Raw genomic sequence first — 12,815 nt, 5'->3', positions numbered from 1 at the left:
ACGCAATCCCTATCTCAAACATATCTCTTACACTTTAAGCCTGCTCGCTATAAAGAGTAACCGGTCTATCTGTCACTATGGAAAAATGAATTTATGTTAACGCGCTTATTTGTTACAGGCACGGATACCAACATCGGTAAAACAGTTGTTACCCGCGCATTACTGCAAGTCTTTAATCGTGAAGGAACAACCGCAGTGGGATATAAGCCTATCGCGACAGAGAAACGAGAAACACCGGAGGGAATACGTAATCATGATGCCTTAGTTATACATAAATCTTCACCGGTTCAAGTCACTTATGAAGAAATTAATCCTATTCTTTGGGAAAGTAATTATGAGGAAGGAAACCAGATTAATTTTATTCAAATGACAAAGAGCCTGAAAAATTTAAGCCAAAAAGCCGATCGAGTGATTATCGAAGGTAATGGTGGCTGGCGTGTATTGCTACAAAATGACTTATTTTACTCAGACTGGGTGGTGCAAGAAAAGCTGCCCGTTATTTTAGTGGTAGGAATTCAGGCGGGATGTGTCAATCATGCCATCCTGACCGCTCAATCCATTATCAATGATGGTGTACCACTGATTGGTTGGGTAGCTAACCGTATTAACCCTGGGTTGGCGCACTATACCAAAACGTTGGATAGGTTACGGTATCATATACCAGCACCACAACTTGGTGAAATTCCTTATCTTTTAAGGCCTGAAGAACGAGATCTATCTTGCTATTTGGATGTTGCAGCAATATCCAAATTTGATAGCTAATCATTAGAAAAGGGGAGCTAGATGTGCTCCCCAGTCTAATTTTAATAAGTTCTTATTTTTGAGTTTCTTTTGCATCGCTAGTAGTGTGAGAAAGACGGATATAGACAATTTTCTGTTTTCCATAATCACAGCTACCGACAACTTTTCCAGTGCCTTCTACAACTTGATCATTAGGGACAGCTTCAAGCCTAAAATCCTCTTTAGAAACATGGCTATCAATGATTTTTTGCGAAATTGTTTCTTTCAGGCTTTCACAGGTTGTCTTTTGTGAGGCTTGTACTGCAAAGGGAGCAAGCGCAAAAAACAAGGCACCAGTCAGTAGGATTTTTTTCACCATCATCTCCTTATTTATTGATGTCGGTGTTTGGTCTATCAGGGTTTGATCGGAAGACCTGTATTGAGATCCAGACAGCGTTTTGTATTTGGTTCCCAATAAGCATTTACGTTGGTGCTTTTCAAACAGGCATCTCGATTATCAACGTCCACCTCATACTTATCAAACTGTTTTTCTTCACGTTTGTTAATTTTCTTGCGAAGGTTTTCCTGTTCATTCCATTCTTCTTTTTGTTGACGAGCCATTTCTTTGCTCATTGAATTCTCACCGCCACCATTGATGGTTACGCAAGTACTACTCGATGTACAAGGCGCAGAAAATGCTGGAGTTTGCCACAATAATGGCAACAACAGAGCAATCGCAGAAACAGTCTTAGCTATCAAAGAATTATGGATATTCATATTTAAACCTCTTTCACAAAAATATCAATTGAAGTTACCCCAGAATAATAGCGTGTTTTTGAGCACGACTTTTATTTGAGGTAAAAATAACACTTATAAAGTTAACAGTTCATCAAAAAGCAATTACGGATTTCTATGTACACTTAATCCTGCAAATGACTGGCAAACTGGCATCATTTCCAATGTATTGATATTAACGCGAGAAGGCAGGGTCGCAACCCAAAACACGGCTTCTGCGATATCATCGGGAGTGAGAGCTTCAGCACCGTCGTAAGTTTTGCTGACTTTTTCATCATTGCCTTTAAAGCGTACTTGAGAAAACTCTGTTCCGCCAACAAGACCTGGTTCAATATCTGTCACTCTAATATTTTTGCCTTGTAAATCAGCCCGTAATCCTAAGCTGAACTGTTTAACAAATGCTTTAGTCGCACCGTATACATTGCCGCCGGCATATGGCCAGTTCGCTGCCGTAGAACCAATATTGATAACGTGCCCACGATTGATTTGTACCATATTAGGTAATAGGGCGTGTGTCATATTCACTAACCCTTTCGTATTGGTATCAATCATTATTTCCCAATCATCTGGATTTGCTTGATGAGCAGGCTCTAGTCCCAATGCTAATCCAGCATTATTAACTAATACATCAACATCTCGAAGTGTATCAGGCAATTCTTGCACCACTTTCTCTATTGCATTGCGATCTCTCACATCAAGTTGAATGGGGTGGAAGTTTTCGCCTAATTCGGTTTTTAACCTGTCCAACCGCTCCTTCCTGCGCCCCGTCGCAATCACTACGGAACCGTGTTTAATGAATTTCCGTGCTATGGCTTCACCAAAGCCGGAAGTTGCCCCTGTCACAAAAACAATCATAATCGTCCTCTTAGTTACCAGTAATTATCATTAACTTCATATCAGTAGAAAAAGTTCTTCATCATTAGTCAAGAGTGAAATTCTTATCCAGAATTAACATTCTGTTCTTTAAATATTACTTTTCACTCATTAATATAAGTATCAGATTGACAATGACAAAAATCCTGAAACTCCGCAACAGTACAGACGGTTCCCATTAGCGGGTGTCCTTTTGATGCAAGTATTTCCTTTCGTTTACAGGAGCTAAAGTATCTGTTAGTAAACAATTTGACCGCAGATGATTATGATCTAAAACGATGGCCAAGACTAATCTTGCCGGAAGATGTGTTAGCGCACTTACATGCGACCAAACCTACTGAAGAACTCGTATTCACTCATGGTGATCTTGGTGATAGTAATATATTTGTCGATAGTCACGACGAGCTATATTTCATTGATTTTGGTCGTGGAGGACTCGCTGACCGCTGGATGGATATTGCTTTCATCCACCGTGACTTACGTGAAGAAGTTTCGGACGCAGTGGCAACTGATTTTATTACTTCACTAAAACAACCTGATAATCCTACTAAACGGGAATATTACGAACTGTTAGATGAACTGTTCTAATTAAACCGTCAGACCTTCAGATAATCTATCTAATACAGTCTCATTGCTGCCTCTGACTCTGCCGATGTCTTCGTTAAATGCGATAAGAAGCACTGCAATGCATCAGATGGGGTAGTATCTTTACGCCAAAATACCCCAACGCTGCCTTTTTGCTCGATACGGGGCAAAGGCAATATTGCTAGTTGACCTTTTTCTACATAACGATGTGCTAAACGCCACGATAAAATCGAGACAATATCGCTTGCTTGGACCATATTAATAGTTACATTCATTGATGACGATTCTAGATAATTGTTGGGTAACATTACACCTTGATCGACGATGGCATTATCAATGCTAGTACGAATGGGAGTACCTGTTGGCCAGACAATCCAGTTGTATTCTAAGAGATCTTGCCAATTAATACTCTCTCGATTGGCTAATGGGTGGTTACAACGACCCACAAAACAGACCGGCTCTGTATATAATGTTTGGTAATTGAGGGGTAATTGCAATGCTTTTCCACCGACTCGGCCAACCACAACATCAATTTTGCCGGAAATTAGGCTTTGCAATAGTGAAGTCATGACATTTTCAACGACTTTGACATGAATACTTGGGTAATCATTAACAAGTGAAAGGAGGGCAAGAGAAACACAGTCCGTGGCGACAGGTGAACTGCCAATAATCAGACTACCTTTGATACCCATTTTAAATTGTTCAATATCTTCTTGAGACCGTTCTAAATCATTAAGTATACGCTGGACGGCCACCTTCCGATGGACGCAATCCTTTACTGTGCCGTTCAAAGAGTGTGATCCCAATATCTTCCTCTAATCCCCCTAACCATTTTGATAGTGCGGGCTGAGTAATCCCCATAATCTCTGCAACTTTACTTAAATTCCCTTGCTCGCCAATACAGATTAGCAGCCTTAGATGCTGAATTTTTAATTTTTGTGTCCAGTTACTCATAGGTATAACTCCTAGGTTATGGATGAGGCTGAAATACCATTATATTTTCACACCTAGTAGTAATACTCTCTTAACAAAATAGCAACAAGTATTAAAAAAATGATAAAAATACCGATAATCATGAGGTTATGAAATGGCACTAAAGCGCAGTATGACTGTTCAGGAGGTGATTGATGCAGCCCCTGTATCCCGCTACCAATGGCAAGTGTTGATTTGTTGTTTTCTAATCGTAACGTTTGACGGTTTTGATACTGCGTCAATCGGGTTTATTGCTCCCGCTATTCGCCAACAATGGCAGTTGGATGCAGCGCATCTAGCACCTTTGTTTGCCTCAGGTCTTTTTGGGCTGACATTAGGTGCTTTGATATTTGGGCCAATGGCGGACCGTTTTGGCCGTAAAAATATTATGCAATTCAGTGTGGCACTTTTTGGCCTAATGTGTTTGTTGTCGGCATTTGCTACAGATATGACAACACTAACGATATTACGCTTTTTGACGGGGCTAGGTCTTGGTGGAGCAATGCCGAATGCAATCACATTAACATCGGAATTCATGCCTGCAAGGCGGCGAGCTGGTTTGGTAACGCTTATGTTTTGTGGTTTTACGTTAGGTTCAGCCCTAGGAGGGATTATAAGTGCTCAATGGGTACCTTCCATTGGCTGGGAAGGGATTTTGATCCTCGGTGGCGTCATGCCATTAGCATTGAGTGTCTTGCTATGGAAAATCTTGCCTGAATCACCTCGTTATCGGGTATTAAAACAGTATCAACCTGAAAAAATTCCTGATGTCTTGAATAAAATCACGGGTAAAAATTATGACGATGTCACTTTTTACTTGGACGAAAAACCTGCAGAAAAAAGCTCTGTCTCAGCATTATTTAGCCGTGAAATCTTACCTACAACACTGTTGTTATGGTGTGTGTTCTTTATGAGTTTGATGATTATTTACTCACTTTCAAGTTGGTTACCGACATTACTGAACAATAGTGGGATCGATTTACAGCATGCATCTTGGGTGACGACAGCCTTTCAGGTGGGTGGAACGGCAGGCGCTATTTTGATAGGGGTTGTGATGGATCGCTTAAATCCTTATTGGACATTAGCGGTAAGTTATGCCCTAGGGGCAGTATTCATTGTATTAATCAGCTTCTCAGAAGGCTCTTTATGGACGATGGCACTGGTTGTTTTGGGTACAGGTGTGGGAATTAGTGGCTCTCAGGTAGGCCTCAATGCATTGTCCGCCGCACTCTATCCTACTCAATGTCGTGCAACAGGAGTGAGCTGGGCAAATGCCGTTGGCCGTTGTGGTGCGATTGTTGGATCCCTCAGTGGTGGTTTGATGCTGTCTTGGAATATCTCTTTTAGCACGATGTTTATTGTTATCGCTTTACCTGCTGTCGTTGCTGCTTTAGCAATGGTTATGTTACGTACACAACATGAACGGCACGTATTGTCGTCTCGCACATGACCATACAAGAAAAATAAATCATATAAAGGCGTCAAACATGCAAAAAATTAACACAAGCCAATTAGATCGCAGAAAGAGTTTCTATCAAGACATTGCGAAATTAAACCTTTCGCCTCTTTGGGAAGAGTTACATAGATTAGTGCCAGATGTACCCCATTCCTCTATTTCTGCTGCGCTATGGCGTTATCAGGATATTCGCCCTTTTTTGATGGAAAGCGGGGAGTTAATTGGGGCTCGCGAAGCGATTCGCCGCGTACTGGTATTAGAAAACCCAGCGTTAATTGGTAAGTCATCTATTACGTCATCATTATATGCCGGATTGCAATTAATCATGCCTGGAGAAGTTGCACCGAGCCATCGGCATTCTCAATCGGCTTTACGTTTTATCGTTGAAGGAAGTGGGGCGTTTACAGCCGTTAATGGTGAGCGGACGATGATGGAGGCGGGTGACTTTATTCTAACTCCGCAGTGGCAATGGCATGACCATGGCAACCCAGGAACAGAGCCTGTTATCTGGCTTGATGGCTTGGATTTGCCTTTAGTGAACTATCTGGGATGTGGATTTGCGGGGGATTACCCAGAAGAACAGCAACCCGTGTTGCGTCCAAATGACGACTACTTGCCACGCTATGCTGCCAATATGCTGCCTGTACGTTATCAATCAGGTAATTCTTCACCGATTTTTAATTATCGATATGATCGCAGCCGAGAAGCGTTAGAACAGCTAAGCCGCAATAGTGACCCAGATAAATATGAAGGGTTCAAACTGCGTTATGTCAACCCAGCAAATGGTGGGCACACAATGCCAACCATGGCAACATTTTTGCAGTTATTACCAAAAGGGTTTAAAGGGGAAAACAGTCGTTCCACAGACAGTACTATTTACCATGTCGTTGAGGGGCAAGGTCAGGTCACTATCGAGGGAGAGGACTTTATGTTTGGTCCAAAAGATATTTTTGTAGTGCCATCTTGGCTTCCCGTCAGTTTTGAAACTCAGTCGGATACCGTGTTATTCAGCTTTTCGGATCGCCCAGTACAAGAGGTATTAGGTCTATTTCGGGAAGCTCGTGGTTAAAGATAGCTGCGCCACTCTGGTAGACGCTTTCATATTAGGAACTCGTTGATATTTGATTAAGGAAATTTGTTATGAGTAAGTTTGTTTTTTCACCAGCACCTCAAGTTGCCGTTCCTGTTGTTGGGACAGATGAATTTTTTCCTGTTCACCGTGTTTATTGTGTAGGGCGTAATTACGCGGCCCACGCTCGTGAAATGGGATTTGATCCTGAGCGTGAACCGCCTTTTTTCTTCTGTAAACCAGCAGATGCGGTTGTGCCTGTGAAGGCGGGTGAGATTTTAGAATTAGCGTATCCTGAGCAAACCGAGAATTACCACTATGAAATTGAGTTGGTCGCGGCGATTGGGAAAGGCGGCAAAAATATCCCTGTCGAAGAAGCTTTGAACCATGTTTATGGTTATGCAACGGGGCTCGATATGACACGCAGAGATCGCCAGATCGAGATGCGTAAAATGGGGCGTCCGTGGGAAATCGGTAAAGCATTTGATCTTTCTGCGCCTATTTCACCGATTCATCCATCGGTGAGCTGTCCAGATATGAATAAGGCGGCGATATGGTTACATGTCAACGGTACAGAATATCAGAGTAGCAGTATTGATTTTCTGATTTGGTCTGTTGCAGAGACAATTAGTTATCTATCGACCTTCTTTGAACTACAGCCGGGCGATCTTATTTATACAGGAACACCTGAAGGCGTCGGTGCAGTCGTGAAAGGGGATACAATTATCTGTGGCGTAGAAGGATTAACAGATTTAACTGTGGCGATCATTTAGATTCATAAGGAGATGAAAGAATGAAACTATTTAGTTTTTTCAATAGTTCAGCCTCTTATCGGGTACGTATCGCTTTAGCGTTAAAAGGCATTGAGTACCAAACAGAGCCAGTTAATATTCGCCTTGGTGAACAGTATGATACGAAATATTTGCAGCTTAATCCCGTTGGCGTCGTACCAACGCTAATTGATGATGAAGGCAACTCAATTGGTCAGTCATTGGCTATTATTGATTATTTAGAGCGGTGTTTCCCTGTGCCCCAACTCTTACCACAAGGTGCACAAATACGTACTCAAGTATTAGAGATTGCCTCTATTATCGCTTGCGATATTCACCCTGTGAATAATATGCGAGTTTTACGCTATTTAACGGATGAGTTGCAGATTAGCGATAGCCAGAAAAAAAATTGGTATGCCCACTGGATCAAAGTAGGGCTAGGCGCAGTGGAGCATTTGTTAGAGAAGAATAATTCTGGAAATTATTGTGTTGGTGATCAAGTGACATTGGCGGATTGTTTTTTGATCCCTCAATGGGCTAACGCGTTACGGATGGAGTGTGAATTGTCTTACTATCCACGTTGCCAGAAGGTTTATCAGCACTGTAGTGCCTTACCTGAATTTATTGTGGCAGCACCAGAGAATCAGCCAGGGTTTATAGCACCTTAATAGATAAGGCTGTTTACGATAAATAAATCATTATAAAAATGGAGCGGATGATGAGTAAAACTCAGAGTGCGATCATTGTGGGGGGCGGTATCGGTGGTGCCGCTGCTGCATTATCACTGGCAAAAGTCGGCATTAAGGTTTTATTATTGGAACAAGCCAACGAGATAGGTGAAATCGGTGCGGGAATCCAACTTGGTCCTAATGCCTTTTCTGCTTTAGATAGTTTGGGGATTGGCGAAATTGCGCGTGAGCGAGCGGTATTTACGGATTACATTGCCATGATGGATGCGATGGATGCTAAGGAAGTGGTACGAGTTGATACAGGGCAAGTGTTTCGTGACTATTTTGGCGGTCCATATGCGGTTATTCATCGAGCTGATATCCATGACACGGTTTGGCAAGCCGCTTTAAAGAATTCATTAGTGAGTTATCGAACCGCAACAAAAGTGGTGGAAGTGAATATCACTCAAAATGATGTAGAAGTTATTGATGAGAAAGGTAATAGCTATAAAGCAGATGTATTGATTGGTTGTGATGGAGGGAAATCGATTATTCGTGACTCTACATTGAATGATAAACCAAGGGTTACAGGTCATGTTGTGTATCGTGCGGTTATTGAACGAGAAGATATGCCGGAAGATTTACGAATTAATGCCCCCGTTTTATGGGGAGGCCCGCATTGCCATTTAGTACATTACCCACTACGTGGGGGGTCAGAATATAATTTGGTAGTCACTTTCCATAGCCGGCAGCAAGAGGAGTGGGGGGTAACTGATGGTAGTAAAGAGGAAGTGATGTCCTACTTTGACACTATTCATCCACGGCCTCGGCAAATGTTAGATAAGCCAACATCATGGCGTCGCTGGGCGACAGCCGATCGTGAACCTGTCGAGTCATGGGGAACGGGGCGAGTCACCTTATTAGGTGATGCTGCACATCCAGTCGCACAATATATGGCTCAGGGAGCATGTATGGCGTTAGAAGATGCCGTAACATTAGGGGAAGCGGTGAAAGCGTGTAATGGTAATGCGATTGAGGCGTTTAAGCTGTACCAAGCAGTACGCATTCCGCGTACTGCTCGTATTGTGTGGTCTACTCGGGAAATGGGACGTCTTTATCATGCAAAAGGGGTTGAACGCGAAGTTCGCAATTTACTGTGGAAAGATAAGACCCAGCAAGATTATTACAAAGCTTTGGAATGGTTATATGGCTGGAAAGAAGAGAATTGTTTGCAACCGAGGTAAAGGTCAATAGCTTTTTCTTCAGAATCGTTACTTTTTTTTGGGGGGGTCGTTAGAACCCGAGATGGACTATTTAGCAGCAACGAATAAAATATGTTAATGGGAATGCGCTGGACAATGAAGAAAGGGTGGTTAGTTGCGAGCATGGTAGGCGGGGGATTTCTCGGACAGAAAAAGATGGCAGCGTCATCATGCTGGTTGATAAAATAGATGGCAAAAGATTCAATTCCCCCAATGATGTCGTTGTGCGTTCTGATGGAACGATTTGGTTTACCGATCCCCCTTATGGAATTATTAGTGATGAGGAAGGGTATAAATCAGAAAGCCAGGTTATTGGATGCTATGTATATTGCTACGATCCAAATGATAACAAAATCTCCATCGCAACCAGTGATGTTCAGCGCCCAAATGGGCTGGCATTTTCTCCAGATGAAAAATGGTTATACGTTGCAGACATGTCTATTGCTGATTTCCCTTCGCATGGAAGACATGAGCTTCGCATCTATCCAGTACAAGGTAAAACATTAGGAGCAGGCAAACATTTTGTTACTGTATCTCCTGGATTTCCAGACGGATTTTGTGTTGATAAATTTGGCAATATCTATTGCAGTTGTTTAGATGGAATTTTAATTTTTAACAAATTTGGCAAGAAAATACATAAAATTGCAGTGCCTGAACGAACATTCAATTGTACTTTTGGCGGCATTAATGGTGACCAGTTGTATATTACGGCAACAACATCATTATATCGAGCCTCGTTTCAGTAGTGACGTAGGTCGGTTAGAAATACAAAAAAAGAGTGACTATAGATTCCTAATTATCAAGGAAAATGAGCTTTAGATTCTACCAAAGCTCATCAGATGGCATTGTATCATAGCAAGTTGTTTTAAATTTTGTTGGGGGTTAAATTTTAACACTCACTATTTTTGGGCTATGATATTCAATAAGCCCTAATAATAAAAAATATTACTTCTCATCTGTACCTATCAAAACGCCAATAAGACGGCATTCGTCAGATAAAGTTATAGTATAATGAGGTTCTTCTGCTGGAATAACAATACTGTCACCTTCACTAGCACAGACTTTCTCTCCATTTTTAAAATAAAAATCTATATTACCATCTGCAACATACTGATATTCGTCTTCTTTGTGGCTTGCATAACCTTCAGTAGGTATTCGATCATCTTTTTTTGTATATATAACAGCCATCACAAAACTTTTTATATTTTGTTTTTGAAAAAGAACTTGAAAAGATTCCTCTTCAGTAGATATAGCTTTTTGGTATTTAAACATAGATAAGATAATCCTTTTATAAGTAAATACTACTAGAGTAAGTCTACGTGACGGACATCTTAACTTAGCCCAGAGCGGACATTACAACTATTAAAATGTCACCTAGTCCTCCAAAATAGAAGTGTCACTTTTTCAAGATAGGTTAGCGTATAATCTGTACAATACAAGCCCGATGTAAAGAAGTGACTTGTTTAATCCGAGTATGGAAAATTAAATTTATGAAAGCGATTTCAATAGTTGCACCAGCAGGACAAAACATTGCATCTGGCAAGAAAACATTAGAAATCAGAAAATGGTATCCAGATCTCTCAGATAATGAAGATTTGTTGATCATCGAAAATCAGCATTATCTGTTAAAAGACGGAGACGAAGAAATAGGAACATCCGTTGCGATCGTTAAAATCAGAAACATTCGGCCATTTGAAGAACAAGATATTGAGGCTGCATGTGCATCTTATTTTGAATCAGGTTGGTTAGCATGGGAACTGACAGATGTAAGATGTATTGAGACTCCAATTGAACTGATTGCAAAGCGAAAAATTTATGAGGTGGATTGGGAACCAAGTTTGACAATCGAAGCAAAAAGAAATGAGTAGAGCGACACGATGAAAAGAAAATTTATTGTGATCAAAAGCCATAGAAAGTGAGCAATTTATTGAATTTAAAAAAATTAATGGTTAGTGGCGCTACAACATCGATTCGCACAATCTATATTATGTTAAATTAGGTTTATCGACCACTCAGTTCATAAGCCTCCGCAGATCACGAACAATCATACACTTACTCTGTTCCCTATCTTCTTGTTGCAGTACGTTATGTTGGTTGGTTATTTTTTTCATGCCCTTGCTATGTTTACCCTTGCAGGAGCCGGATATACAGCCAATCAATTTCCTAGCTAAAATGATGTAATAGATGAGTATTCCCCTGATACGTTCGTTTATTGTTGCGATGGTACAGGGCGATTTTTAATATCATCGATAAGTAAATTTCATAAACGAAACAAAAATCATTAACATGGTAAGGATCACTAAGTACTTACAAGGACATCATGTATGGAACTTCAAGCAGGACAGAATATCGTTTTATCTACGACTTCTCTTCGACTAATACTATCTTACCCAGCAACTTCTTCTTTTTGCAGTGAAGTGGATGCTTCAATTTTTTTGTTAAACTCCAGTGGGAAAGTCAAGGGAGATAGTGATTTCTACTTTTTCAACAATCCCGCCGCCACAGATAACAGCCTGGTTTTGGAAACGTTTCATCAAAACAGCATTATCACTGTGGATCTGAAAAAAATAGATGCCGATGTGAGCAAAATTGCTATCACGCTGGTGATAGATGGCCCGGATTCAGTTGCCAACCTTCAACAACTGAAATTTGAAGCCCAAGATGTTGCTACTTTCACTATCTCAACGGAGAACAGAACTGAAAAAGCAATGATTGTTGCTGAGATTTATCGGCATTCAGGCAACTGGAAACTCCGCGCACTCGGACAAGGCTTCAATGGTGGGCTGGAACCTCTGGCTGTAAATTTTGGTGTGGATGTGGAGCAACCTGCACCTTCAAATCCACCACCAACCATCAGTCTTGAGAAAAAGCTACAGGATAAAGCGCCCCGCCTCGTAAGCCTTGCCAAGAATGCAATTGTCAGCCTGAATAAACACAAACTGCAATCGATAAAGGCTCGGGTCGCATTTGTTCTTGATGCATCAGGATCGATGAACGCTCAATTCAAGAAAGGACATGTGCAGGCTGTTCTGGATCGTATTGCGGTACTGGCCGTGCAATTTGACGATGACGGCTCAATGGATGTCTGGGGCTTTGCCTCAAAACACAAAAAATATCAGGATGTAGCCCTTGATAATCTTGATGGCTATATTCATGCAATACAGAGCGCCATAAAACGTTCTATGTGGGAAATATTCCCAGGTCTCGGCGGTACAAATAATGAACCACCAGTCATGGAAGAGGTTATCGATTTCTTTAAAGACAGTAACCTACCTGTCTATGTCGTGTTTATCACCGACGGTGGCATCAGTAAAACTCGTCAGATTAAGGATGCCATTCGACGTTCAGCAAATTATCCTATTTTTTGGAAATTTGTTGGCTTGGGAGGTTCGAATTACGGCGTATTGGAAGATCTCGATAACTTTACCGATCGTCGTCTGGATAACACCCATTTTTTCGCTATCGACAATTTTGCAACCGTGAAAGAAGATAAACTATACGACCTGTTATTGAAAGATTTTAAAGATTGGTACGACACAGCAACTACCGAACGAATCCTATAGTATTTACTAGTGGTATTTCATATCCACTACAGATGACCATTTTACTGATCATCTGTAGTTCGGTAATATTGAGACTGTACAT

At 41.2% G+C, this 12,815-nt stretch carries 12 protein-coding genes and 3 pseudogenes; 10 read left to right on the top strand and 5 right to left on the bottom strand.

The window, feature by feature from the left end; genetic code table 11:
* The first annotated feature begins 93 nt into the window (after positions 1-93).
* Positions 94-762, top strand: a complete 669-nt coding sequence (gene bioD, locus PSI22_RS00745) for a dethiobiotin synthase (RefSeq protein ID WP_273577858.1) — start codon at positions 94-96, stop codon at positions 760-762.
* A gap of 52 nt (positions 763-814) precedes the next feature.
* On the opposite strand, the gene PSI22_RS00740 is transcribed toward bioD, so the two are convergent.
* From PSI22_RS00740 to ydfG, 3 genes are all read right to left on the bottom strand, one after another.
* Positions 815-1,099 (bottom strand): DUF1161 domain-containing protein, encoded by a 285-nt coding sequence (locus PSI22_RS00740; RefSeq protein WP_273577857.1) that lies wholly within the window; start codon positions 1,097-1,099, stop codon positions 815-817.
* Positions 1,100-1,134: 35 nt separating this feature from the next.
* Positions 1,135-1,497, bottom strand: a complete 363-nt coding sequence (locus PSI22_RS00735; RefSeq protein ID WP_273577856.1) for a DUF1283 family protein — start codon at positions 1,495-1,497, stop codon at positions 1,135-1,137.
* A gap of 123 nt (positions 1,498-1,620) precedes the next feature.
* Positions 1,621-2,370, bottom strand: coding sequence for a bifunctional NADP-dependent 3-hydroxy acid dehydrogenase/3-hydroxypropionate dehydrogenase YdfG (gene ydfG / locus PSI22_RS00730; RefSeq protein ID WP_273577855.1), 750 nt, complete (start codon positions 2,368-2,370; stop codon positions 1,621-1,623).
* A gap of 189 nt (positions 2,371-2,559) precedes the next feature.
* On the opposite strand from ydfG, the pseudogene PSI22_RS00725 reads away from it, so the two are divergent.
* Positions 2,560-2,976: pseudogene (locus tag PSI22_RS00725) on the top strand (phosphotransferase); the annotation flags it as partial.
* Between the two features lie 29 nt (positions 2,977-3,005).
* On the opposite strand, the pseudogene PSI22_RS00720 reads toward PSI22_RS00725, so the two are convergent.
* Positions 3,006-3,927: pseudogene (locus PSI22_RS00720) on the bottom strand (LysR family transcriptional regulator).
* A 133-nt stretch (positions 3,928-4,060) separates the two neighbouring features.
* On the opposite strand from PSI22_RS00720, the gene PSI22_RS00715 reads away from it, so the two are divergent.
* The 6 genes and pseudogenes from PSI22_RS00715 to PSI22_RS00690 form a co-directional block, all read left to right on the top strand.
* Positions 4,061-5,395 carry an MFS transporter gene (locus tag PSI22_RS00715; protein ID WP_273577854.1) on the top strand — a complete coding sequence of 445 codons (1,335 nt, stop codon included), beginning with the start codon at positions 4,061-4,063 and terminating at the stop codon, positions 5,393-5,395.
* Between the two features lie 37 nt (positions 5,396-5,432).
* A complete protein-coding gene (gene gtdA / locus PSI22_RS00710; protein ID WP_273577853.1) occupies positions 5,433-6,470 on the top strand; it encodes a gentisate 1,2-dioxygenase in 1,038 nt (345 codons plus the stop codon).
* Between the two features lie 71 nt (positions 6,471-6,541).
* Positions 6,542-7,243: a fumarylacetoacetate hydrolase family protein gene (locus tag PSI22_RS00705; protein WP_273577852.1), complete on the top strand. Its 702-nt coding sequence runs from the start codon at positions 6,542-6,544 to the stop codon at positions 7,241-7,243.
* 20 nt (positions 7,244-7,263) lie between these two features.
* Positions 7,264-7,908 (top strand): maleylacetoacetate isomerase, encoded by a 645-nt coding sequence (gene maiA, locus PSI22_RS00700; protein WP_273577851.1) that lies wholly within the window; start codon positions 7,264-7,266, stop codon positions 7,906-7,908.
* A 50-nt stretch (positions 7,909-7,958) separates the two neighbouring features.
* On the top strand, positions 7,959-9,152 hold the full coding sequence (locus PSI22_RS00695; RefSeq protein WP_273577850.1) for a 3-hydroxybenzoate 6-monooxygenase: 1,194 nt from the start codon (positions 7,959-7,961) through the stop codon (positions 9,150-9,152).
* An 89-nt stretch (positions 9,153-9,241) separates the two neighbouring features.
* Positions 9,242-9,916 (top strand): annotated as a pseudogene (locus tag PSI22_RS00690) (SMP-30/gluconolactonase/LRE family protein); the annotation flags it as partial.
* 199 nt (positions 9,917-10,115) lie between these two features.
* Here the strand turns inward: PSI22_RS00690 and PSI22_RS00685 are convergent.
* The gene (locus PSI22_RS00685) at positions 10,116-10,442 is read right to left on the bottom strand and encodes a cupin domain-containing protein (protein ID WP_273577849.1); all 327 of its coding nucleotides are present in this window, start codon (positions 10,440-10,442) and stop codon (positions 10,116-10,118) included.
* Between the two features lie 218 nt (positions 10,443-10,660).
* Between PSI22_RS00685 and PSI22_RS00680 the strand changes: the two genes are divergently transcribed.
* Together PSI22_RS00680 and PSI22_RS00675 are read left to right on the top strand one after the other, a co-directional pair.
* A complete protein-coding gene (locus PSI22_RS00680) occupies positions 10,661-11,038 on the top strand; it encodes an ASCH domain-containing protein (protein ID WP_273577848.1) in 378 nt (125 codons plus the stop codon).
* Between the two features lie 456 nt (positions 11,039-11,494).
* A complete protein-coding gene (locus tag PSI22_RS00675) occupies positions 11,495-12,733 on the top strand; it encodes a VWA domain-containing protein (protein ID WP_273577847.1) in 1,239 nt (412 codons plus the stop codon).
* The last annotated feature ends 82 nt before the right edge of the window (positions 12,734-12,815 follow it).

Origin of the sequence: Xenorhabdus aichiensis, assembly GCF_028598775.1 — a bacterium.
Lineage (GTDB): Bacteria > Pseudomonadota > Gammaproteobacteria > Enterobacterales > Enterobacteriaceae > Xenorhabdus > Xenorhabdus bovienii.
Note: the sequence above shows the minus strand (reverse complement) of the source record. Positions and strands in the feature narration are given on the sequence as shown.

Coding starts and splice junctions, on each gene's coding strand:
- bioD (WP_273577858.1), top strand. CDS start 94: ATGTTAACGCGCTTATTTGTTACAGGCACGGATACCAACATCGGTAAA.
- PSI22_RS00740 (WP_273577857.1), bottom strand. CDS start 1,099: ATGGTGAAAAAAATCCTACTGACTGGTGCCTTGTTTTTTGCGCTTGCT.
- PSI22_RS00735 (WP_273577856.1), bottom strand. CDS start 1,497: ATGAATATCCATAATTCTTTGATAGCTAAGACTGTTTCTGCGATTGCT.
- ydfG (WP_273577855.1), bottom strand. CDS start 2,370: ATGATTGTTTTTGTGACAGGGGCAACTTCCGGCTTTGGTGAAGCCATA.
- PSI22_RS00715 (WP_273577854.1), top strand. CDS start 4,061: ATGGCACTAAAGCGCAGTATGACTGTTCAGGAGGTGATTGATGCAGCC.
- gtdA (WP_273577853.1), top strand. CDS start 5,433: ATGCAAAAAATTAACACAAGCCAATTAGATCGCAGAAAGAGTTTCTAT.
- PSI22_RS00705 (WP_273577852.1), top strand. CDS start 6,542: ATGAGTAAGTTTGTTTTTTCACCAGCACCTCAAGTTGCCGTTCCTGTT.
- maiA (WP_273577851.1), top strand. CDS start 7,264: ATGAAACTATTTAGTTTTTTCAATAGTTCAGCCTCTTATCGGGTACGT.
- PSI22_RS00695 (WP_273577850.1), top strand. CDS start 7,959: ATGAGTAAAACTCAGAGTGCGATCATTGTGGGGGGCGGTATCGGTGGT.
- PSI22_RS00685 (WP_273577849.1), bottom strand. CDS start 10,442: ATGTTTAAATACCAAAAAGCTATATCTACTGAAGAGGAATCTTTTCAA.
- PSI22_RS00680 (WP_273577848.1), top strand. CDS start 10,661: ATGAAAGCGATTTCAATAGTTGCACCAGCAGGACAAAACATTGCATCT.
- PSI22_RS00675 (WP_273577847.1), top strand. CDS start 11,495: ATGGAACTTCAAGCAGGACAGAATATCGTTTTATCTACGACTTCTCTT.